Consider the following 22,242-nt stretch of genomic DNA (forward strand, 5'->3'; position numbering starts at 1 on the left):
CCGCGCTCATTTCCTGCCTGCATTCAAATTGTAATGCATGATCGAGCCGTGGCGGCCGTGACGGTCGCGTTCCAATGTGTAGACGTCGCCCAGCGGCCCACGGCTTTGCGCGATCACGGCAGCGATCCTCGCCCGGTCGTCGGCATCGAGCGCGATGTCCATGATTCTGGCATTGGCAAGGGCGTGCGCCTGGTTGCGGGCGCCGACGATGACGGCCGCCACTTGCGGCTGCTCCAGCACCCAGGCGCTGGCGATGGTGGCGATGTCGACGCCGTGGTGGTCGGCGACGGCCTTCAGTGTGCGAAGCAACTCCTGGAAAAGCTCCCAACCGCCAAAGTCGTCGATGATCAGCTTGTATTTGACCAGCGACCGGTTTTCGAGTGGCGTTTGTGGCTCGGCAACGCCTAGCCATTTTTCGCTGAGGAAGCCGCCCGCCACCGAACCGTAGCAGAGGAAACTGACGCCGTGCTGGCTGGCGAGCGCCGCAAGGCTGTTGGCCGGCCGCTGGTCGAGTACCGAGTATTGCAGCTGTTGGCTGACCAGCGGCACGCCGGCGGCCAGGATCTCGGCCAGCCGCGGCGTGTCGAAATTGGTGGTGCCGATGTTGCGCACCTTGCCTCGGAGACGCAGGTCGTTGAGCCAGCCCATCGCATCGACGTAGCCCGGCAGCGCATAGTCCCACCAATGGAACTGAACGAGATCGAGCCGCTCGGTCTTCAGCCGCCGCAGCGACTGGTCGACGATGCTGCTGATGTAGTCGCGGCTGATGCTGGAAAGCCTTTCGAGGTCAGGCACCAGCTTGGTGTGCACCTTCATCTTGGCGGCGGCGTCGAGGCCGCGCTCATTGGCAAGCCGCAGGCGCGCGGCACCGATCAGTTCCTCGACGCCGGTATAGATGTCGGCACAGTCATAGGTCCCGATGCCGGCGTCGAAGGTGGCGATCAGGTCGGTTACCGCCTGTTGGCGGTCGATCGCGCCGTGCCCGCCGGCAAGCTGCCAGCCGCCACGAATGACGCGCGAGATCGTGTAGCCGGGGCTAAGCTCGAACGCCTTGGCGGTCATCTCTGGTCAGTCTCCTTGGGCAGCGGCACAGCCGTGGTTTCTGAATGACTGAACCACCGCTTGCCGGTCCTGACGATCCTGAGCCGGCTGGCGCAATTGGGATCTGGACAGGCGATCTCGGCATCCGAAGTCATCCAGTCGTTCCTGTGGGTCGGGCGTTGCTTTGCGGCCAGAAGCGGCAACACTGCCGCAATGGAATAGATCGAGAAGCCCTGCCCCGTCGGCATCGACAGCATCTCGCCCTTCAACTCGAAATAGTCGCCGGCCTTGGCACCGCAATAGATCGGCTTGCCCTCGGGGACGACCGCCTCGACGCGAAGGTCGAAGAGTTCGAAACTGTCGTCGGCCATTCAGATCTCCACCCGGGTGAAGGTGATGTCACAGGCGCCGTTGCGGCGGATCGCGCCACAGGCGGCAGCGAATTGATCGCGCTCTTCGGGACGCACCTGCGCGACGACGCTTCCGGCAAGCCAGCCGATCGGGAACAGCAAGCGCGCGCCCGGTCCATAAAACAAGCCGATGTCGAAGATGGCATTCGGGTTGCCGCCCCACATGCGCGGCGGCACGTAGGACAACACGATGTCACCCGGCTGCGGCGTTAGCGTTGCGTTCTCCGCCGGCAAGGGCCTGGCATAGGTTTGGCCCTCAAGTTCGGCTGATGGAACCGGGCAGGAGATTTCCGGCCCGGTCCACATCGCATGGATGCCGGCAACGACGCGCGGCTGCTCGAGATAGGCCAGCAGGAAGGCGGCGTTGTCGGGCGCCTTTTCAGGCAACAGCAGCGCGGTCACGGAAAGCTTCGAGCGTGGCTCGGTGATCCTGATGCCAGGCGTCGTCATGCCCTCAATCCTTCTTTGCTTGCGGATTGGAGCTTGTCGCGCAGGAAGGCGAAGGGCCGGCTGATGTCCGCCACCAGCGCCTCGCGCGCTGCCTGGGCATCCTGCCTGGAAAGCGCTGCGACGATACTACGATGGTAGTGGGCGGTATCGACTTCACCGGCATCGGAAAATGCGTAAATGGCCACGCGAATGCACGGCCCGGATTGCAGCCACAGGCTCTCGATCATCGGGATCAGCACGGCGGAGCCACAGCATCGGTAGATCTCGAAGTGGAAGCTCTGGTTGAGCGTCGCCTCGCGGTCGATATCCTTCTTGTGCTTCAGCGCCCGCATCTCGTCCCATTGGCCCAGCATGGCTTCGACCGTGGCTATCTGGCGCGAATTCATGCGTGTAGCGGCAAGTGCTATCGCTTCGCCCTCTATGAGGGAGCGGGCGCGCAAGAGGTCGTCGATACGCTCCAGCGTGATAGGCGGCACGCGCACCGAGCGGTTGGGAAGCGCCTCCAGCGCCTTCTCGGTGATCAACCGCCCGAGCGCCTCACGCACCGGCATGGTACTGGTGATCAGCGCGTCGGCGAGGCCACGGATGGTCAGCACCTGACTCGGCTCAAAAAGGCCGCCGATCAAGGCACGGCGCAGCTCCGAATAGACGCGATCCTGCACGGTTTCGCGGCCGACCGGCGTAAGCTGGGCTGCGATCGTTTCGTTATTCCGTTCGATGGCGGCCTTCTGCATGGCGTTCCCGGTGGCCATTCGGCCCGTTTTCGGCTTGCGGAAGAAATTAAAGCCGAATAGCGTGATCAAAGCAAGTGTGATCACAAATCATAGGCGGCGAAGATCGCTTTCGGCCAGAGGGATTGATGGGCGACACGACAGAACGGCAGGAGGAGATCCGCACGCCGGTTCTGACGGCCAGGAACGTCGTCAGACGCTTCGGCGGCCTTGTCGCGGTCAACAATGTCTCGTTTGACGTCCAGCCAGGCGAAATACTCGGCCTTATCGGCCCGAACGGCGCCGGCAAGACGACGATGTTCGACCTGCTGGCCGGCAGCATCCTGCCGACCAGGGGCGAAATCCTTCTCAACGGCGTATCGGTGTCGGGGGAAGCTGCCCATCGCCGCATCGGCCGCGGCCTTGGCCGCACGTTCCAGATCCCCCGGCCCTTGCCCAATCTGACACTGATCGAAAACGTCATGCTGGCCGCGCAGGGGCAGGCCGGAGAAAGACTGCTCGCCAATTTCCTGACGCCGCGGCGGGTCGCCACCGAAGAGCGGGCGGCCGAGACGAGAGCCATCGAATTGCTTGAGCTCGTCACGCTCGCCCGCCTGGCGCACGAGCCGGCGCGCGTGCTTTCGGGCGGCCAGCGCAAGCTGCTCGAACTGGCCCGCGTCATGATGGCCGATCCGGCAATCATCCTGCTCGACGAACCTGCGGCCGGCGTCAATGCGACGCTTCTTGAAGTCATCATCGACCGCATCCGCGATATCAACAGAAGCGGCATCACCTTCCTGCTGATCGAGCACAATATCGACATGGTGACGCGGCTCTGCCACCGGGTGCTGGTCATGGCAAGCGGCCAGCTGCTGTGCGAGGGCACTCCGGACGAGGTTGCGCGCGACCCGCGCGTCATCGAGGCCTATCTCGGAGGCGCTGCATGAGCCAAACGGTACTCGACGTCCGCGGTCTCGAAGCCGGCTATGAGCCCGGCGTGCCGATCGTGCGCGGCGCTTCGATCACCGTCGACCAGGGCGAGATCGTCGTCGTCCTCGGTCCCAACGGCGCCGGCAAGTCGAGCCTTATCAAGGCCATCGCCGGCCTTGTCCCGATCACCGGCGGCACCGTGCTGCTGGACGGCAAGGACATCACGGCGGCGCCCGCCCACACCATGGTCCGCCTTGGCCTTGCGTTCGTGCCGCAGACCGAAAACATCTTCCCGCTGATGTCGGTCGAGGACAATTTGAAGGTCGCCTGCGGCATCCTGAGGCCGCGCGAGATCCCTGCCCGCATCGAGGAAATGTATGCGGCCTTTCCCGATCTCGCCCGTCAGCGCAGAACGGCCGCGGGCAATCTCTCGGGCGGACAGCGGCAGATGCTGGCCGTCGCCCGGGCGTTGATCGTCCATCCCACGGTGCTGGTGCTCGACGAACCGTCGGCCGGCCTGTCACCGAAATTCGTGGCGATGGTGTTCGAGATGCTGGCCGGTATCCGCAAATCCGGCGTCACCATTCTGCTGGTCGAACAGAACGCCAAGGCAGCGCTTGCGATCGGCGATCGCGCCTACGTGCTGGTCGAGGGCAAGGACCGGCACCAGGGCATCGCCTCCGAGCTCTGGAACGATCCTGTCGTCGCCGAGCTCTATCTTGGCCAGCGCCGCCCCGACCTTGGAAAAGGAGGCGCGGCATGAACCTGCAATTCGTCGCCGACGGGCTGCTGGCAGGCTCGATGATCGGCCTCGGCGCCATCGGCGTGACGCTCACCTATTCAATCCTGCGCTTCTCGAACTTCGCCCATGGCGACTTCATGGCCTGGGGCGCCTATGCGACGCTCGCCGTGGTTGGCGCTATCGGCGCGATGTTCGGCAAGATCGCGCCGATCGCACCCCTCTCCTTCGGCTGGCCGCTGATCGTCGCGCTCATCATCGGCATGGCGGCCACCGGCCTGCTGGCGCTGGCGCTCGACATGGTGCTGTTCGCGCGGCTGCGCGCCAAGGGCCAGGCGATCATCGTGGTGATGGCGAGCTTCGGCGCCTCGATGGCGCTGAGAAGCCTGCTCGAATTCATCTTCACCTCGCGTCCGACCTATTTCAGCCGGGCGATCCAGATCGCCATGCCGATAGGCTTCGGCATTCGCATCACCCCGGACCAAATCGCGCTGCTGCTGCTGACCGCCGTTCTGGTGCTCGGCGTACATCTTTTGATGACGCGTACCCAGACCGGCCGCTCGATGCAGGCGTTGAGCCAGAACGCGGCACTTGCCCGCATTGTCGGTATCGACGTCGCCAAAGTCGTGCGCGTCACCTGGATCATCGGCGGGGGGCTGGCCTGTGTCGCCGGCGTCATGATCGGCATTCTCATTCAGATCCGCCCGTTCATGGGTTTCGAGATGCTGCTGCCGATGTTCGCGGCCGCCATCCTCGGCGGCATCGGCAGTGTGCCCGGCGCCGTTCTCGGCGGCTTGATCATCGGTTTGGCCGAAGCCGGCGCGGTGCAATTGATCGGCGCCGAATGGCGGGCGGCCATCTCCTTCATCATCCTGATGGCGGTGCTGTTCGTGCGGCCTATCGGCCTTTTCGGAGTGGGGGAACGCTGATGGATCTGCTCGGCTACGGCGCTTTCTTCCTGACCACCGCGCTGATTTTTTCGCTCGTCACGCTCGGGCTCAATTTGCAATGGGGGCTGACCGGGCTTTTCAATGTCGGGGTCGCCGGCTTCGTTGCCATCGGCGCCTACACCTCGGCACTGCTGACCACGCCCGACGATGCCGCGCGACTCGGCGGCTTCGATCTGCCGATCCTTGTCGGCTGGCTCGGCGCCATGCTGGTGGGCGGTGTCGCCGCCGCCATCACCGGCATCGCCACGCTGCGCCTGAGATCGGACTATCTGGCGATCACCACCTTTGGCGTCGCCGTCGTCGTGCAATTGGTGGCTCTCAATGCCCAGACGCTGACCGGCGGCCCGTTCGGCATCGGCTTCATTCCGCGTCCGTTCGGCGGTCTTGCCGAAACCCCATTACTGTTCAACCTGTCGAATCTTGCCGTCGTCTCGGTGGTGACGCTGATCGTCTATCTCGCGCTGGAGCATCTGTCGCGCAGCCCGTGGGGGCGCGTGTTGAAGGCGCTTCGCGAGGATGAGCGGGCCGCGATATCCCTGGGAAAAAGCGCGCGGTTCTACCGGGTCCAGGCCTTTGCCGTCGGCGGCGCCATCATGGGGCTGGCCGGTGCGCTGCAGGCGCATTTCACCGGCTTCATCGCCCCGGACAATTATTTGCCGGCGCTGACTTTCCAGGTCTGGGTGATGCTGATCGTCGGCGGCTCGGGCAGCAATATCGGCGCCGTCATCGGCAGTATCCTGGTCTGGGCGATCTGGGCCGGATCAGGAGCCTTGACGAGTGTGTTGTTCTCGCCCGAACAGCAGGCCCGCGCCGCCTCACTGCAGATCGTCGCCATCGGCGTGATGCTGTGCGTCATCCTTCTGGTCAGGCCGAACGGCCTGTTCGGCGACAGGCCGCGACGCGCAAGGTTCGGCAAGGGCGCGAAAGCGGCTCCGGACGAGAGCGCTGCACGGTCATGAGCAACGTTGCCGTGCCACGCGGCCTTTCGCTATGGCACGCCGTCGGCCGCAACCGCCGCGACCGGCCGGCGCTCGAAGGTGCACTCGATGTCGATCTGGCGATAGTCGGCGGCGGATTTTCGGGCCTTTCAACCGCGCTGCACACCGCCGAAAGAGGCATCTCGGTGGCCGTCCTCGAGGCGGAAATCATCGCCTGGGGGGCAACCGGCAGGACCGCCGGCTTCGTCGTGCCGAATTTCGCGAAAAGAGACCCCGACGATATCATTGCCCAGCTTGGGCCCGAACGCGGCGAACGCCTTGTCGATTTCGCCGCCGGCAGCGCCGACCTCGTCTTTGCCCTGATCAAGCGGCATGCCATCGAATGCGATGCCGTCCAGAGCGGCTGGATACAACCAGCCCATTCACCGGCCGCTTTGCAAAAGACCAGATCGCGCGCCGAACAATGGGCACAACGCGGAAGACAGACTGTCGCGCTGGACAGACAGGCGGTCGAAGAGCTGACCGGGGTTCGCGGTTATCTCGGTGGCTGGATCGACAGATCGGGTGGCGTCCTCAATCCGGTCGAATATGCGCGCGGATTGGCCGACGCGGCGGAAAAGGCCGGTGCGCGCATCTTCGAACATACGCGGGTTAAATCGATCGAGCGGACAGGGGGTGGCTGGACTCTGAAGACGGCCTCCGGTTCGGTCCGTGCCGAAAAAGTGCTGGTCGCCACCAACGCCTATGGCGGACAGCTCGAGCGTACGCTCCAGCGAACCTACTTCCCACTGAAGATCTTCCAGATCGCGACGGCGCCGCTGCCGCGCGAATACCGCACCCGGTTGCTTCCGGGCGGGCAAGGCGTCGGCGACACCAGGCGCAATCTTTTCACCTTCCGCTTCGATGGCGAAAACAGGCTGATAACCGGCGGCATGCATGTTTTTGGCCCCGGTGCCGACACGCGGGTGCCGCGGGCGATCTGGCGACGGCTTGCCAGGCATCTCGATCTCCCGGGAATGCCGCCGATCGACTACAGCTGGTCGGGCATGGCTGCAGTCGAGCCCGACTTCCTGCCGCGCCTCGTCGATCTCGGCCCCGGCCTGGTTGCGGGCTTTGCCTGCAATGGGCGCGGCATCGCCATGACGACTGCCATGGGCAAGGTGCTTGCCGACTGGGCTGATGGAACAAAGCCTCAGGATTTGCCGCTGCCGTTTGGACCGTCGTCGCCGATCCCGTTCCACAGCCTGATGCGGCATGCACCAAACATGGTGCTCCCCTGGAGCATGCTGCGCGACCGGCTGGATGGCTGATCGACGCGCGTGTCCGTCCGTCGTCCTGATACCCGAACTGCTAGACTCGCTCACATCATGTTGTTAACGACAGCGGATGAAGCAGAACTATCTTTATCTCATCATCGGCGCTTTGGCCGTCGCCGTCATTGCCTTGGGCATCTATGTTTATCGCGAGGAGACTAAGCCGAAAGGCGTGGAACTTCGTATCGACGATTCCGGCATTTCGGTTCAGGAAAAATAGACCAGATATTCGTGTTGCCCGACTTTACGCTAGACGTCGGCTTGCACCGTTTCAGCCAAGCTCCAACGTCGTTATCGCAAAAACCCCGGACTGCATGAGCTGCGGCGCCCTTCCCTTGTACATCCGAGCTGTCTCGAAGCCGGGTTGAAGGCCGGCGGACGACAGCAAATCTGCAAATTGCCCGCTGGTCTCGGGCACGTCGAGATGGACGTTTCCGGGACCGGACATGTGCGCGAGTGCGGCGAAGAGACGGCTCGCTGCATCCAGGCTGTCGGCAAAGAGCGGGCCGATCTTGCAGCCGTCCCGGCATTGGCGCGCGACGCCATATCCTGCAATGGCGCCGTGCTTGACGATCGCATGGGCCATATGCGGCGGGCGCAGCCAGTGCTCCAGGAAGGATCGCCTCGGGCCGGGAAAGAAGCGGCGGTCATAGTCCAGTATGTCCGGCACGAGTTCCGGCCCTACGGCGCGAATGTCGCTGCCGGCGGCTGCCGGGGCATTCGACGACCCCATGAGCCGTATCGTCCGGTAGGCCGGCGCAAAACCCATGCTGCGGTAGTTGGCCTGTTGTTCGACGACGCCGTCGAGGCCGATCGTGCGGTTGTCGAGCCGCGCCATGCCGGCATCCCAAACGGCCTTACCATGGCCTTGGCCACGCCTGTCCGGCCGGCAGATATACAGGCCGATGAAGCCGAATTCCTCGCCATAGGCAACGGCTGAAATGCCGGCCGCCATCTCGCCGTCGATAAAGGCGCCGATGAAGCCCTGCGGGTCGGCTGTCTGGAACAGCGCTGCGTCGCTGAGGCCGGGGTTCCAGCCTTCCGCCGCCGCCCAATCGACAAGGGTTTGCATTTCTTCACGTGCGAGCGTTCGGATCGTTCGGGGCATTGCGATCACTCGGCGGCATCAGGCGCGAAGGACTTCAACGCACCATGATAGGGCTTTGCCAATGGGCTTGCATAGGCGCCGCGCTTGGATGTCGTCAGGCCAAGCGTTATCAAGGCCTCGGCCTGCTTGACTGCGGCGCCGACGCCGTCGATGACCGGAAGCCCGAATTCCCGCTGCAGCGCGGCCGCCAAGTCGGCCATGCCGGCACAGCCGAGCACGATCGCTTCGGCGCGATCCTCGTCGATGGCGCGCGCAATCTCGTTGCGCAGCTTCAGGAGCGCATCGGATGCCGGATCTTCGAGGGCAAGAACCGGGATATCGGCAGCGCGCACGCGCGCGCGCCCCGCCATGCCATAGCGCTGCACCAACCCTTCGACCGGCACGTGCGAGCGTCCGGTGGTGGTGACGACGGTGAAGCGCTGGGCGATGAACGAGGCCGTGCTGAGCGCTGCCTCGCAAATGCCGATGACCGGAATGTTGGCCATGGCGCGTGCGGCGTCGAGGCCGGTGTCGTCGAAACAGGCGATGATCGCAGCCTGCGCGCCTGAGCGCTCGCCGGCAGCGATCTCGACCAGCAGGCCGGGTACGGCAAGCGCTTCATCGTAATAGCCTTCGATCGAAACCGGGCCCATCGTCGAGGTGACGGCAACGATCTTCGTCGATTGACCAGCGACCGATCGGGCCGCCGCCGCAATAGTCTCGGTCATGCTGGCGGTGGTGTTTGGATTGACGACGAGGATCTGCACTGTCAGGCACGCTCCCGGCGGCGGCCGACATAGACGATTGCGCCGAGCGTCAGCAGGATCACCAGAAAGGAAAACACGGTCGTCACTGTACCGAGCGCATAGAGCACCGGCGTCGTCACATTCGTCGTCATGCCGTAGATTTCGAGCGGCAGCGTGTTGAAGGTCCCCGAGGTCATCAGCGTGCGGGCGAACTCGTCATATGACAGAGTGAAGCCGAACAGGCCGACACCGATCAGGCTGGGCGCGATCATCGGCAGAACGACATGGGCGAAGGTCTGCCACGACGATGCTCCGAGATCCCGCGCGGCTTCCTCATAGGCCGGCGAGAACCGGTTGAAGACCGCGAACATGATCAGCACGCCGAAAGGCAAGGTCCAGGTCAGATGGGCGCCGAAAGCAGACGTGTACCAGGCGGGGGGGAAGCCGACCTGCTGAAAGACGACGCCGATGCCGAGGCTGATAATGATCGACGGCACGACGAGGCTGGCGACGGCCAGATAGAACAAGGCAGTTGCGCCGCGAAATTTCTGCCGGAAGGCAAGGCCGGCAAGCAGCGACACGACGACCGTGACGATCATCACCATCAGGCCAAGGACGAGCGAGCGTTTGAAACTGCCGCCGAAATCGCCGACCGCCTGGCGCTCGAACAGATTGGCGAACCAGTGCAGCGAAACGCCGTTCAACGGAAACGTCAGACCGCCATTCTCGCCCTGGAAGGACAGGATAAGGATCGCCGAAAGCGGGCCGTATAGGAATAGCACGAAAAGCGCGAAGAAGGCCGCCAGCACGTAGAATTCGAAGGTGCGCTTGTCGTGGCTCATCGCCTCACAGCTCCTTGCGAATATCGACGATGCGCAGGATGCCCGCGACCATCAACAGCACCAGCACCAGCAGCACGACGGCGTTGGCGGCGGCTGCCGGATATTGCAGCAGCGACATCTGGTTTTTCATCATCAGCGCGACAGAGGCGCTCTGGCCGCCGGACATCACCTGCACCGTCGAAAAGTCGGCCATCACCAGGGTGACGACGAAGATGGTGCCGATCGCCATGCCGGGCTTGGCAAGCGGGATGACGACGTTCCACAGAACCTGCCAGCCGGAAGCGCCGGCGTCGCGCGCGGCCTCGATCAGCGATTTGTCGATGCGCATCAGCGTGTTGAAGATCGGCGTCACCATGAACAGCGTATAGAGATGCACCATGGCCAGCACCACGGCGAATTCGGAATAGAGCAACCATTCGATCGGCTTCGGGATCAGCCCCATCTGCACCAGCGTCGAGTTGACCAGGCCATTGCGGCCAAGCACTGGAATCCACGAGATCATGCGGATGATGTTGGAGGTCAGGAACGGCACGGTGCAGACGAGGAACAGCACCATCTGCATGGCTGTGGTTCTGATGTGGAAGGCGAGGAAATAGGCGACCCAGAAACCGATGAACAGCGTCAGCGCCCAAACGATGGCGGCGTATTTCAGCGTGTTCAGATAGGTTTTCCAGGTGACCCAGGAGCCGAGCGAGTCGGCATAGTTGGTGGTCAGGAAATCCGGATACATCGCCGCGAAATCGTAGTCCCAGAATGAGACCACGGCGATCATCAGGATCGGCAACAGGAGGAACGCGCCGAGGATCAGCGCCAGCGGTGCCGCCTGGAGATAGGGTGCGACGCCGGCAAAGGAGCGCCTAGGTCTGGCCGGCTTCGCAGACGTAACGTGCGTGGATTGTTCGAGCGCTACTGCCATCTATCTCTCGGTCCAAGTCGGCGATGCGACTGAGGGGTGTTCCCTTCTCCCCGTGTGGGAGAAGGTGGCCGAGCGAAGCTCGGTCGGATGAGGGGTGTTCCAGCTTGGCACCAACAGTGCTCCGTCCAGCACCCCTCAACCGTCTTGGCGCTGCGCGCCAATCCACCTTCTCCCACAAGGGGAGAAGGCAGAGGGCATCAAGCAGCGATGAACTCGTTCCAGCGCTTTACCATATAGCGGTCCTCGTCCATGACCGAGTTCCAGCAGGCGACCTTGCCCATGCGCTCTTCGAACGAGCCGCCGTCACGCACGGCGCCTGCCTTTTCCATGACCTTGCCGTCCGGCGACAGGATATCGCCCTTTGCTGGCTTACCTTCGATCCAGTAGCCCCATTCGTCCTCGGACATGAACTTCTTGGCCGACACCATGTTGGCCGAGTAGTAGCCCTGGCGATTGAGGTAGCCGCCCACCCAACCGGACGTGTACCAGTTGATGTATTCATAGGCGGCATCGAGTTCGGCGCCGGAGAGATGGGCTGCCAGGCCAAGCCCGCCACCCCAGGACCGGTAGCCTTCCTTGAGCGGCTGGAACCGGCACGCGATGCCCTTGGAGCGGACCGCGGCCACGGCCGGCGACCACATCGACTGGATCACCACTTCGCCTGAAGCCATCAGGTTGACGCTTTCGTCGAAGGACTTCCAGAAGGCACGGAACTGGCCGTCCTGCTTGGCCTTGATGAGGAAATCGATCGTCTTGTCGATCTCCTCCTTGGTCATGTTGCCCTTGTCGGCATATTTGATATTGCCAGTGGCTTCCATGATCATCGCCGCATCCATGATGCCGATCGACGGGATGTTGAGGATGGCTGTCTTGCCCTTGAAGGCCGGATCCATGATGTCGGCCCAGGTGGTGATGTCACGGCCGACGAGGTCGGGGCGGATGCCGAGCGTATCGGCATTGTAGATCGTCGGCACCATGGTGAACCAATTGGTCGGCGCCTTGGCGAATACCTTGCTGTCCTGCGCCTCGACGTAACCGACCGTGTGCGGCGCGGTGCCCTGGGCGATGACGCTGTCCGGCGTCAGCTTGCCGGTTTTGAACAGCGGCACGAGCTCGTCGTAGTATTTCAGCTTGGTGACATCCATCGGCTGCAGGACGCCTGTCGGAAACACCTTCTTGCAGATCCAGTATTCGATATCGGCGATGTCGTAGCTGTCGGGTTGCGTTACCGCGCGCTGGGCGGCGGCATCGGAATCGGTTGCCGTCATCTCCAGCGTGATGCCGAGATCCGCCTTGCACTTGTCGGCGATGGCATTGAGGTTGGACACGCCGGTGCCGAACTGGCGCAACGTGATGTTCGATTGCGCCCAGATGGTCGGAAAGCCTGATATGGCGCCGGAACCGGCGGCAAAACCGACGGCGGCGGCGCCTGTCTTGAGCAGCGAGCGACGCGATATTCCAGTCTTCTTGTCTGTGGTGTTGGTCATGTTCAGTTCCCCTGTTTTGGTTGGTTATGCTGGATTTCAGGAATCGAGACGGCCAAGGACGATCGCGTCCTCGGCGTCCCAGGCGATCGGCACTGCGTCGCCGACGGCAACCGGGCTGGCGAAGAAGCTGGTGTCGTCGACGATCACCGTGAAATCCTCGATGCCCGCGCCATTGACCGAGAGCTTCACGGTCGAACCGCGGTACTCGACGTTTGAAACGATGCCGGTGAAGCCGAGCCCCGCCGCCGGCGGCTCGCCGATCCGCACGTGGTCGGTGCGAATGGCGATGTCGATGGGCTCCCCGGTCGCCCTGCCCTGCCCGCTGGCGGCGAGCGTGACACCGCCGGGCACATCGAAAACAACCATGCCGTCACGACTACCGGTGACGCGGCCGGAGATGACATTGTGGTCGCCCATGAAACGAGCGACGAAGGCCGTGGCCGGCCGCTCGAACACCGTGCGAGGGTGCGCCGCCTGCTCGATACGGCCGTCGTTCATGACCACGATCAGGTCGGCCAGCGCCATCGCCTCTTCCTGGCTGTGGGTGACGTGGACGAAAGTGATGCCGAGCGACGTCTGCAGCTTCTTCAGTTCGGCCCGCATGCGGATCTTCAGGAACGGATCGAGCGCCGAAAGCGGTTCGTCGAGCAACAGCGCCTCGGGATCGGTGATCAGTGCGCGCGCAAGAGCAACGCGCTGCTGCTGGCCGCCCGAAAGCTGCGCCGGACGGCGGCTGGCATATGCCTCCATCTGCATCAGCTTCAGCATGTCGAGTGCCTTGGCGCGGCGCTCCTCCTTGCCGACGCCTTTCATCTTCAGGCTGAACGCGACATTGTCGATCAGGTCGAGATGCGGAAACAGCGCGTAGGATTGGAACATCATGGCAGTGCCGCGCCTGGCCGGCGGCAGGTCGGTGACCACTGTGTTGCCGAGCCGCACATCGCCGCTCGATATGCTCTCGTGCCCGGCGATCATGCGCAGCGTCGAGGTCTTGCCACAGCCGGACGGACCGAGCAGGCAGCAATAGGTTCCCGCAGGGATTTTCAGGCTGATGCCTTCGACGGCAGTCGTCGCGCCATAGACTTTCGAAACGGACACAATGTCGATTTCGGCGGCTTTGGACATCCAGCTTCCCCTTTGGTCGGATTAGCCAAAGCATCATGCGTGCCAGTTCCGCGCCGCCGCACCAACCGACTGAATCCTCGAAGAAATCAGGGCTGCATCGACATGGCTGCCGATATGGCATCCTTGTGCAATGCACAAATTATAGGCGATCGCCGCCGATCCTCGCAAAAATCGCATGCAATCTTTTTCATCCCTGTATTCACTTTGTCTCTCGTCCAAGCGATGCGATTCAGGGTAGAAGTACGCAGGATCCCCGCCATGAACATTGCCGACCAGACTTTCCCTGCTATCGAGGCCGCCAACGAGGATCGCGCGCAGGCGATCCGCGACCAGTTGCGCGACGCGATCGTCGATCGCCGGCTGGCGCCCGGAACCAAGCTTTCCGAAGGCGAAGTCGGCACGCTGTTCGATGTCAGCCGCACCGTGGCGCGCGCCGCACTGCAGATGCTTTCCTTCGAGGGATTGGTGCGCACCGAGCGCAATCGCGGCGCCTTCGTCGCCAATCCGTCGCCGGAGGAAGCGCGGCAGGTCTTTGCTTCGCGCCGGCTGATCGAACCCGGCATCGCGATTGCCGCCGCCGGGCGGATGACGCCGGCGCATGTCGCCGCGTTCAAGGCCCAGCTCGACGAAGAAGGCCGTTTCATCGCCGAACGCGGACCGAACGCAAGGCGATCGGAGATCAAGGCGTCGGGGGATTTTCACCTGCTGCTGGCGTCGGTCGCGGGAAACGTCATCCTGCAGCGCTTCATGGAGGAATTGGTCGCTCGTTCATCTCTGGTGATCGCGCTCTATGGCCGCTCGGGTATCTCGAGCTGCGGCCACAACGAGCACACGCAGATCCTCGAGGCGCTGGAAAATGGCAATGCCGAACGCGCCAGCGCGCTGATGCTGCACCACATCGACCATATCGAGGCCGACCTCGATTTGCGCGTCAGGAGCGGCCCGGCACTCAGGCAGGCGCTCGAGTTCTGAGATCGCGTCAACGCACGATCCTCACGCACATCGGCGTGCCAATGCCGATGGATCGGCCGGTGTCGGTCAGCCGGCCGGTTGCGGCATCACGGGCGAAAATCGAGATGCGGTCGGCATTCTGGTTGGCCGAGAACAGATGGCCGCCCGAGGGCGTCAGTGCCAGATTGCGCGGCGTGGCACCGCCGCAAGGCGTATAGTCGACAAGGGCAAGCCTGCCGGTTTGCTGGTCGATCGAAAACACGGCGATGCTGTCATGGCCGCGATTGGAGCCGTAGAGAAAGCGGCCGTCGGGCGAGATCTGGATGTCGGCACAGTGATTGCCGTCGCGTGCCTCGGCCGGCACGGCCGGCTTGCTGTCGACCACTGTAAGCTTGCCTGATGCTTCGTCCAGCGCCAGCGAGACGACCGTCGAATCCAGTTCGTTCATGACGAACACGAAGCGGCCGCCCGGATGCAGCGCGAGATGGCGCGGACCTGCGCCGGGCGCAAGCGCCGACTCGGCCAGTTTGGTCAGGCTGCCGTCTGAGCCGATGCGGTAGGACACCAGCCGGTCGATGCCGAGGTCGGCGACGATCGCAACACCGCCGGCAATCGTCTCGGTTACGCTATGGGCATGCGGCCGCTCCTGGCGTGCGAGGTCTGGTCCGGTCCCGCTATGGGCGACGCTCGACAATGGCGCGGCCAGGCCGCCATCGTCGCGCAGCCCGAAGACCACGACCGAGCGATCGGGGCCACCCTCGCCCATGCCGTAATTGGCGACCAATAGCTTCGTCCGGTCGCGCGTGATGGTGTTGTGCGCCGTTATGCTGCCCAGCGTCGGCTGCTTATTGATGTAGGACAGCGTGGCGGCCTGCCTGTCGAAACGGTAGGCCGAGACCACGCCTTCGCGCCAGGTGAACACTTCGGAATTGGCGTAGATGTAGGAGCCATCCGGCGTCACCGACAGGAAGGTCGGATTGTCGATGCCTCCCGTCTCGGCCAGTTTCTTCGTCTCCAGCGCCCCCTCGTCGAAACTATAGACGCCCAGCCCGACGCCGCGCGCGCCCTGAAAATATGGGGCGTCGCGATTGAGGCTGCCGACGAAAACCAGACAGGCATTCTGCATCATTTCCTCCTGTTCCGCCGGCGTTGGCCGCCGCGGATCGCAGCAAAATTTCGCCGAGACTCGCTTGCAACACAACCCCATATGTGAAAATACTATTCACAAAAGAAGATTGACGGGAGGATCGATCATGCATTTCGCTGGTCTGCGGCGCGCCCTGATGGACGATTCCCGCTGCCCGGGAAAGTCGTCATGAGCGGTTTCGCGCCAACCGTGGGCGTGGCATCGACACACCCCGCCAACATGCCGAAGGAACACGCCGACCTTCCCGTCTGGAACGCGGAGAACTGGTTCTACGAAGACTGGCCGGTCGGCCAGAAGATCCGTTCGCTGCGCCGGACCATTGCCGAGGGCGACAGCCATCTCTTCAATACGCTGGTGCTCGACATCCATCCATACGTGCAGGACCAGATGTTCGCCGAAACGGAAGGCATCTTCGGCAAGCGGCTGGTCGCCGGCGCCTTCGTGTTCTCGGCCGGGCTCGGGCTCGTCGCCACCAATTGCATCAACGCCTTTTCGTATGGCTACGACAAATTGCGCTTCATCAAGCCGGTGTTCATCGGCGACACGATTTATTCGATCCGCTCCAACCTCGACAAGAAGCCGAAATACAAGGAAATGGGGCTGATCCGCGCCAGCTATGAAGTCTTCAAGGGCGAAGGCGAGCTCGTGCTTTATTGCGAGCACCTGCAGACGGTGAAGTACCGCAATCCGGCCGATTTCGCCGGCAAGACGGAGAGATAGGCAATGGCGGCCATTGCCGAACTGCCGCTGACCGGGCTCATCGTCGTCGATATGAGCCAGTTCCTGTCCGGGCCTTACTGTTCACTTAGACTGCTCGACCTCGGCGCGCGCGTCATCAAGATAGAACGGCCGGATGGCGGCGACCTGTCGCGCCGGCTTTATCTCAGCGACACCGAGATCGGTGGCGATTCCACCATTTTTCATGCCATCAACCGCGCCAAGGAAAGCCTTGCCATCGACTTGAAGGACGAGGCCGATCTTGCGGCGCTGCGCGGCCTGCTGGCCAAGGCCGACGTGCTGATCCAGAATTTCAGGCCCGGCGTCATCGAACGCCTGGGCTTCGATTACGAGGCGGTGCGCAAGATTAATCCGCGCCTGGTCTATGCCTCGATCAGCGGCTATGGCGAGGAAGGCCCCTGGGTCAAGCGGCCCGGTCAGGATCTGCTGGCGCAGGCCCGCTCCGGCGTGATGTGGCTGAACGGCGACGAGGACCAGGGGCCGGTGCCCTTCGGGCTGGCCATTGCCGACATGCTGGCCGGCTCCGCCGCCGCGCAAGGCATCCTTGCCGCACTGGTGCGGCGCGGCGTGACCGGCAAGGGCAGCCATGTCGAGACCAGCCTGCTCGAAGCACTGGTCGACTTCCAGTTCGAGGTGCTGACGACGCATCTCAATGACGGACGCCGGCTGCCGCGGCGGTCATCTTTCCGCAGCGCCCATGCCTATCTGTCGGCGCCCTACGGCGTCTATCCGGCCAAGGACGGTTATCTGGCGATCGCCATGACGCCGATATCGAAGCTGGCCGATCTTCTGGGCCTCGAAGAGCTTGCGCCCTACCGCGATCAGCCGTCGACCTGGTTCACCGCCCGCGACGAGATCAAGGCGATCATCGCGCAAAAAATCGCGACCAGGACGGTGGATGAGTGGCTCGGCATCCTCGAGCCCGCCGACATCTGGTGCGCCAAGGTTTTGACCTGGCCGGAAATGATGGCCAGCGAAGGCTTCCAGGTTCTCGACATGCTGCAGACGGTGACGCGCGAGGATGACGTTTCGATCCTCACCACGCGCTCGCCGCTCAGGGTCGACGGCATCCGCGCCAAGGTCGAGCGGGCCGCGCCACGCATCGGCGAGCACAGCGCAAAAATCCGCGAGGAGTTCGGGCTGTGAGCGACGTGACGCTCAAAGGCATGACCTGGAGCCATCCGCGCGGCTATGATCCGATGGTCGCCTGTTCGGCGCTGTGGACGGAACGCACCGGCGTCGCCATCGAATGGGACAAGCGCTCGCTGCAGGATTTCGAATCCTTCCCGGTCGAGGAATTGGCCCGTGCCTATGATCTGATCGTCATCGACCATCCGCATGTCGGCCAGATCACCGCCGAGAATTGTTTGACGCCGCTCGATGCGGCCGGCCGGGACGCCGAACGTGCAGCACTTGCGACGGGCAGCGTCGGCCGGTCCTATCCAAGCTACAACTGGCAAGGCAGGCAGTGGGCGTTTCCGATCGACGCGGCCAGCCAGGTGGAGGCCTGGCGGCCGGACATGCTTTCGGCTGCAACGGCGAACTGGGCCGATGCGCTCGATCTGGCCCGGCAAGGCCACGTGCTGTTGCCGCTCAGGCCGCCGCATGCGCTGATGGTGTTCTACACGCTTGCCGGCAATCTCGGCCGGCCCGCCGGCGAAGGCCCCGGCGACCATGTGGATCCGGCAACGGGCAAGCAGGTTTTCGGGATGATGCGCGAGATCGCGGCCCTCGTCGATCCGGCATGCCTTGGCATGGATCCGATCGCGGTTCTGGAGCAAATGGCCGGATCGGGATCACGGATCGCCTGTGCACCGCTGATCTATGGCTATGTCTCCTATGCCATCGCCGGGTTTCGACCCAACCGCCTGGCTTTCGCGGATATCCCGGCCGCGGGCAATGCCGGCCCCAAAGGCTCGGCGCTCGGCGGGACCGGCATTGCGGTGTCAGCTTTTTCGAAGGCCAGGCAGGCGGCCATCGACTTCGCCTACTGGATCGCCAGCGGTGACGTGCAGCGCGGCCCTTACGCCTCGGCCGGCGGCCAGCCCGGCCATGCGGCAGCCTGGGAGGATGCCGCCGTCAACGCTGCCACCGGCAATTTCTACAAGGACACCCGAGCCACGCTCGAAGGTGCCTGGGTCAGGCCGCGGCACGACGGCTACATGTCCTTCCAGCAGGCGGCGTCAGATCGCATCAATCTCGGCCTGAGCGAAAGGCACAATGCCGCTCGCGTCGTTGCCGATCTCAATCGCCTGTTTCGGGAAAGCCTTTCGACGCAGGTGTCCGGCGTTGCCGGCGGAGGAGCCTGAAAACAACCGAACGGAGGAGAACATGAACAGCCTGATCCGCGGCCTTATGGCCGCAACCGCACTTGCATCGGTCACGACCATAGCCTGCGCACAGGACGTGTCCTGATCGGCCTCGGCTTCCGGCCCTCGACCGTGCAGGCGGCACTTGGCCTGGTCATCGTGCTCCTGGTTTCGCTCTACGGCCGCGAGCGGCACGTGTCGGCGACGATCTGAAGCTGCTTACAAACTCCACAGCCGCTTGGCGTTGCCGGAGAGCAGCTTTTGCCGTTCATCGATGCTGGTGCCGGCAAGCAGCGCGTGCGTTGCCGCAATCCAGGTCGCAAGCCCGCCGCCAAGCGTGCAGACCGGCCAGTCGCTGCCCCAGACGACGCGTTCCCAGCCGAAGCATGCGATGGTGTGCTCGACATAGGAACGCAGCGTATCGACAGTCCAGGATCCGGCATCCGCATAGGCGACCACACCGGAAATTTTGCCGACGACGTTCGGGCGCCGCGCGATCTCCGCCATATGCTCGCGCCAGGGGTGCTCGGCACCGCCCTTGATGTCGGGCACGCCGCAATGGTCGAGCACGAACTGCACATCCGGCGCGAGATCGGCGAGTGCGATCGCCTTGGGGATCTGGTGCGGCAGAACGACAAGATCGAAGGTCAGGCCGCTGCCGGCTAGCCGCTTGATGTTTTCGCGGAACAGCGCGCCCTCCGACAGCTCATCGGGCATGACGTGCAGCACACGGCGAAAGCCCTTGACGAAAGGATCTGCGCGCTGCGTTTCCAAATAAGCGGCAAAGCCGGGCTCCTCCGGACGGCAGGAGGCAATCGCTCCCCTCAGCAAACTGCCCTTTTGCCGCGAGAGCGCTTTGACATGGCCGGTTTCGGCCTCGATATCGGCTGGATCGACATCGACCTCCATATGGAACGCGCCGTCGATGCCAGCGCGACGGGCCTGGACTGCATATTCGTCGTAGGGGAAATCGCGGTTGAGCGCCGGCACGCCGGCCAGCCATGGATAGCGCAGGGCGGACTGGTCGATCAGGTGCAGATGGGTGTCGAAGATCATGGCGGCGCGCTCCTCCTTGGCGACTTCGAGATCATCTCACGGAGAAATTCTTCATTCAAATAAGAATTCATCGCGATTGCTTGACAGTCGATCCCGCCAGTTGCGACAGCTTTTCGGTCGCTGCCAGCAGCAGCTCTATCGTCCTGGTGATGTCGGGCGCCTTGGGTGCGTTGACCAGGGTTATGTAGGGGATCGACAGTGCGGCGATTGCCTTGCCGTCCGAGCCGAGAACGGGTGTCGACAGGTTGAACACGCCGGCCGTCTGCATCGACGCCATCATCTCGTAGCCGCGTTCCCGGATCTGATCGAGGCGAGCGAAAAACTCTGGCGATTGCGGTGGCTTGTCGGTGCTGCGCAGATGTTCGGAAATCATCATCTGCCGCTCTTCCGGCGGGCGGAACGCCAGCAGCACATGGCCGGACCCGGTGTCGAACAGGCTGATATGCGAGCCGACGCGGATGGAGATGCCCCAGTAATCCGGCGCTTCCTGCTGGGCAATGACCACGGCGGAGCCGCGATCGAAGACGACGAGCTGGTTTGCCTGCTGTGTGGTTTCGGCCAGTTCGCGCATCAGCGGCGTCGCATAGGAAACCAGCCGGCGCACCGGCGCGTGCAGCTGCGCCAGGCCAAACAGCTTGAGCGTCAGCGAATAACGGTCGCCATCCGGCCGCGTGACGTAGCCGCGACGCACCAGCCGATCCAGCATGCGGTAGAACTCATTCGGGCTGCGGTCGAGTTTCTTGGCGATTTCCGCCTGCGTCAGGCCGCCGTCGACGCCGGCCAGCAGCTCGAGGATGTCGAGCCCCTTGTCCAGCGCCGGGGCTCGATACCGGTCGTCTTCCTCGTCCTCTGCCATTGCGCCTCTCCAGTGAATTTCACTTTTCATATACGCAACAGCCTTGCTTCCGAAAGAACTTTCGGCTTGACGATCCTATAAATGTTTTGTTTGTATATGAATGAAGCTGCCGATCGACCTCGCTACGCGATCGATGCAGGCTCTTTGGGAGGATACCAATGACGAAACTGTTTTGCGGCCTGTCGGCCGGCGTAACGCTACTCGCGTTTGGTGCTAGTGCTGCCCTTGCTGCCGAACTGCCCGGCAAATTTGACGGCGTCACCATCGACGCCAAGCTGATCGGCGGCCAGCAATATGAAGGGCTCTACGCGCGGATCGGCGAATGGGAAAAACTGACCGGCGCCAAGGTCAACGTGATCTCGAAGAAGAACCACTTCGAGCTCGACAAGGAGATCAAGTCGGACATCGCCTCCGGCAGCATCAACTGGTGCGTCGGCTCGAACCACTCGTCCTTCGCGCCGCAATATCCTGATATCTACACCGACCTGAACAAGCTGCTGCCGAAGGAGGAGATCGACGACTTCGTGCCGTCGACGATCAAGGCCTCGACGCTCGACGGCAAGCTGGTAATGCTGCCGCGCGCGCAGTTCGATGTCTCGGCGCTCTATTACCAGAAGAGCCTCTATCAGGATGAAGCCAAGAAGGCCGCCTACAAGGCCAAGTACGGCAAGGAACTGACACCGCCCGACACCTGGGACGAGGTCGCCCAGCAGGCGGAATTCTTCGCCAGCCCGCCCGATTTCTATGGCACCCAGTTCGCCGGCAAGGAAGAGGCGATCAACGGCCGTTTTTACGAGATGCTCATCGCCGACGGCGGCGAGTACCTCGACAAGGACGGCAGGCCCGCTTTCAACTCGGAGGCCGGCGTGCACGCGCTCGACTGGTTCGTCAATCTCTACAAGGCCAAGGCGGTGCCGGCCGGCACCACCAACTATCTGTGGGACGATCTCGGCCAGGGTTTTGCCTCGGGCACGGTCGCCATCAACCTCGATTGGCCTGGCTGGGCAGGCTTCTTCAACGATCCGAAGTCGTCGAAGGTCGCCGGCAATGTCGGCGTGAAGGTGGCGCCGAAGGGATCGGCCGGCATTCGCACCGGCTGGTCGGGGCACCACGGGTTTTCGGTCACCGAAAACTGCGCCAGCAAGGAAGCGGCCGCTTCGCTGGTCTGGTTCCTGACCAATGAGGACAGCCAGAAGCTCGAGGCGGCAAGCGGACCTCTGCCGACCCGCACGGCGGTGTGGGACTGGGACATCCAGCAGGCGGCAAACGATCCTTACAAGAAGGAAGTGCTGGCGGCTTTCCAGGAAGAGGCAAAGCACGCTTTCGCCGTGCCGCAGACACCTGAATGGATCGAAATCTCCAACGCCGTCTATCCCGAATTGCAGGCCGCCATCCTTGGCGACAAGACCTCCAAGCAGGCGCTGGACGACGCTGCCGCCAAGGCCACCCAGATCCTCGAGGACGCCGGCAAGCTTTGACCATTCTCCCAAGGGGGCGCCGC

At 63.2% G+C, this 22,242-nt stretch carries 24 protein-coding genes; 11 read left to right on the plus strand and 13 right to left on the minus strand.

From position 1 onward, the window contains the following. Positions 1-6: 6 nt before the first annotated feature. Genes NKJ93_RS17090 through NKJ93_RS17105 form a run of 4 tightly spaced genes read right to left on the minus strand, consistent with a single transcriptional unit; the run spans position 7 to position 2,635 of the window. Complete coding sequence (locus NKJ93_RS17090) at positions 7-1,062, minus strand: aldo/keto reductase (protein WP_352482750.1); 1,056 nt, start codon at positions 1,060-1,062, stop codon at positions 7-9. Then, positions 1,059-1,412 (minus strand): TIGR04076 family protein, encoded by a 354-nt coding sequence (locus tag NKJ93_RS17095; RefSeq protein ID WP_352482752.1) that lies wholly within the window; start codon positions 1,410-1,412, stop codon positions 1,059-1,061. The genes NKJ93_RS17090 and NKJ93_RS17095 overlap by 4 nt, the downstream gene beginning before the upstream one ends. Then, a complete protein-coding gene (locus tag NKJ93_RS17100; RefSeq protein WP_352482754.1) occupies positions 1,413-1,901 on the minus strand; it encodes a DUF3830 family protein in 489 nt (162 codons plus the stop codon). Beyond that, complete coding sequence (locus NKJ93_RS17105) at positions 1,898-2,635, minus strand: GntR family transcriptional regulator (protein ID WP_084642406.1); 738 nt, start codon at positions 2,633-2,635, stop codon at positions 1,898-1,900. The genes NKJ93_RS17100 and NKJ93_RS17105 overlap by 4 nt, the downstream gene beginning before the upstream one ends. 125 nt (positions 2,636-2,760) lie before the next feature. Here NKJ93_RS17105 and NKJ93_RS17110 point away from each other — a divergent pair, with 125 nt between their 5' ends. From NKJ93_RS17110 to NKJ93_RS17135, 6 genes are all read left to right on the plus strand, one after another. After that, positions 2,761-3,558 (plus strand): ABC transporter ATP-binding protein, encoded by a 798-nt coding sequence (locus NKJ93_RS17110; protein ID WP_352590322.1) that lies wholly within the window; start codon positions 2,761-2,763, stop codon positions 3,556-3,558. Then, a complete protein-coding gene (locus tag NKJ93_RS17115) occupies positions 3,555-4,304 on the plus strand; it encodes an ABC transporter ATP-binding protein (RefSeq protein ID WP_023716680.1) in 750 nt (249 codons plus the stop codon). The genes NKJ93_RS17110 and NKJ93_RS17115 overlap by 4 nt, the downstream gene beginning before the upstream one ends. Continuing rightward, a complete protein-coding gene (locus tag NKJ93_RS17120) occupies positions 4,301-5,209 on the plus strand; it encodes a branched-chain amino acid ABC transporter permease (protein ID WP_352482758.1) in 909 nt (302 codons plus the stop codon). The genes NKJ93_RS17115 and NKJ93_RS17120 overlap by 4 nt, the downstream gene beginning before the upstream one ends. Continuing rightward, positions 5,206-6,189, plus strand: a complete 984-nt coding sequence (locus NKJ93_RS17125; protein WP_352482888.1) for a branched-chain amino acid ABC transporter permease — start codon at positions 5,206-5,208, stop codon at positions 6,187-6,189. The genes NKJ93_RS17120 and NKJ93_RS17125 overlap by 4 nt, the downstream gene beginning before the upstream one ends. Then, a complete protein-coding gene (locus tag NKJ93_RS17130) occupies positions 6,186-7,478 on the plus strand; it encodes an NAD(P)/FAD-dependent oxidoreductase (protein WP_352590325.1) in 1,293 nt (430 codons plus the stop codon). The genes NKJ93_RS17125 and NKJ93_RS17130 overlap by 4 nt, the downstream gene beginning before the upstream one ends. Before the next feature lie 76 nt (positions 7,479-7,554). Next, on the plus strand, positions 7,555-7,701 hold the full coding sequence (locus NKJ93_RS17135; RefSeq protein WP_352465989.1) for a hypothetical protein: 147 nt from the start codon (positions 7,555-7,557) through the stop codon (positions 7,699-7,701). A 51-nt stretch (positions 7,702-7,752) separates the two neighbouring features. Here NKJ93_RS17135 and NKJ93_RS17140 read toward each other — a convergent pair whose 3' ends face one another. The 6 genes from NKJ93_RS17140 to NKJ93_RS17165 all read right to left on the minus strand — a co-directional run bounded on the left by NKJ93_RS17140 (position 7,753) and on the right by NKJ93_RS17165 (position 13,684). Beyond that, a complete protein-coding gene (locus NKJ93_RS17140; protein WP_352482761.1) occupies positions 7,753-8,589 on the minus strand; it encodes a GNAT family N-acetyltransferase in 837 nt (278 codons plus the stop codon). Between the two features lie 5 nt (positions 8,590-8,594). Continuing rightward, the gene (locus NKJ93_RS17145; RefSeq protein ID WP_023716674.1) at positions 8,595-9,335 is read right to left on the minus strand and encodes an aspartate/glutamate racemase family protein; all 741 of its coding nucleotides are present in this window, start codon (positions 9,333-9,335) and stop codon (positions 8,595-8,597) included. Positions 9,336-9,337: 2 nt separating this feature from the next. Further along, a complete protein-coding gene (locus NKJ93_RS17150; protein WP_352482762.1) occupies positions 9,338-10,156 on the minus strand; it encodes an ABC transporter permease in 819 nt (272 codons plus the stop codon). A gap of 4 nt (positions 10,157-10,160) precedes the next feature. Then, positions 10,161-11,072 (minus strand): ABC transporter permease, encoded by a 912-nt coding sequence (locus tag NKJ93_RS17155; protein WP_352590328.1) that lies wholly within the window; start codon positions 11,070-11,072, stop codon positions 10,161-10,163. 197 nt (positions 11,073-11,269) lie between these two features. Beyond that, the gene (locus tag NKJ93_RS17160; protein ID WP_023716671.1) at positions 11,270-12,559 is read right to left on the minus strand and encodes an ABC transporter substrate-binding protein; all 1,290 of its coding nucleotides are present in this window, start codon (positions 12,557-12,559) and stop codon (positions 11,270-11,272) included. Positions 12,560-12,595: 36 nt separating this feature from the next. Beyond that, a complete protein-coding gene (locus NKJ93_RS17165) occupies positions 12,596-13,684 on the minus strand; it encodes an ABC transporter ATP-binding protein (protein ID WP_352547462.1) in 1,089 nt (362 codons plus the stop codon). Between the two features lie 258 nt (positions 13,685-13,942). Here NKJ93_RS17165 and NKJ93_RS17170 point away from each other — a divergent pair, with 258 nt between their 5' ends. Further along, positions 13,943-14,656 (plus strand): GntR family transcriptional regulator, encoded by a 714-nt coding sequence (locus tag NKJ93_RS17170; protein WP_023676076.1) that lies wholly within the window; start codon positions 13,943-13,945, stop codon positions 14,654-14,656. Positions 14,657-14,663: 7 nt separating this feature from the next. On the opposite strand, the gene NKJ93_RS17175 is transcribed toward NKJ93_RS17170, so the two are convergent. After that, on the minus strand, positions 14,664-15,761 hold the full coding sequence (locus tag NKJ93_RS17175; protein ID WP_352590331.1) for a lactonase family protein: 1,098 nt from the start codon (positions 15,759-15,761) through the stop codon (positions 14,664-14,666). A gap of 189 nt (positions 15,762-15,950) precedes the next feature. Here NKJ93_RS17175 and NKJ93_RS17180 point away from each other — a divergent pair, with 189 nt between their 5' ends. The 3 genes from NKJ93_RS17180 to NKJ93_RS17190 are packed head-to-tail and all read left to right on the plus strand — an operon-like array spanning position 15,951 to position 18,829. After that, positions 15,951-16,502, plus strand: a complete 552-nt coding sequence (locus tag NKJ93_RS17180) for a MaoC family dehydratase (RefSeq protein ID WP_352590334.1) — start codon at positions 15,951-15,953, stop codon at positions 16,500-16,502. A gap of 3 nt (positions 16,503-16,505) precedes the next feature. After that, complete coding sequence (locus NKJ93_RS17185; protein ID WP_352590337.1) at positions 16,506-17,666, plus strand: CaiB/BaiF CoA transferase family protein; 1,161 nt, start codon at positions 16,506-16,508, stop codon at positions 17,664-17,666. Between the two features lie 20 nt (positions 17,667-17,686). After that, entirely contained in the window at positions 17,687-18,829 is a 1,143-nt protein-coding gene (locus NKJ93_RS17190) for an extracellular solute-binding protein (protein WP_352590494.1), read from the plus strand. A gap of 219 nt (positions 18,830-19,048) precedes the next feature. Here the strand turns inward: NKJ93_RS17190 and NKJ93_RS17195 are convergent, their stop codons facing one another. Next, positions 19,049-19,885 carry an amidohydrolase family protein gene (locus tag NKJ93_RS17195; RefSeq protein ID WP_352590340.1) on the minus strand — a complete coding sequence of 279 codons (837 nt, stop codon included), beginning with the start codon at positions 19,883-19,885 and terminating at the stop codon, positions 19,049-19,051. A 67-nt stretch (positions 19,886-19,952) separates the two neighbouring features. Continuing rightward, the gene (locus NKJ93_RS17200) at positions 19,953-20,741 is read right to left on the minus strand and encodes an IclR family transcriptional regulator (RefSeq protein ID WP_352502210.1); all 789 of its coding nucleotides are present in this window, start codon (positions 20,739-20,741) and stop codon (positions 19,953-19,955) included. Positions 20,742-20,899: 158 nt separating this feature from the next. Here NKJ93_RS17200 and NKJ93_RS17205 point away from each other — a divergent pair, with 158 nt between their 5' ends. Further along, positions 20,900-22,219: a type 2 periplasmic-binding domain-containing protein gene (locus NKJ93_RS17205; RefSeq protein ID WP_352590343.1), complete on the plus strand. Its 1,320-nt coding sequence runs from the start codon at positions 20,900-20,902 to the stop codon at positions 22,217-22,219. The last annotated feature ends 23 nt before the right edge of the window (positions 22,220-22,242 follow it).

The sequence above is a fragment of the Mesorhizobium sp. M0028 genome (genome assembly GCF_040323855.1).
In the GTDB taxonomy this organism is placed as follows: domain Bacteria; phylum Pseudomonadota; class Alphaproteobacteria; order Rhizobiales; family Rhizobiaceae; genus Mesorhizobium.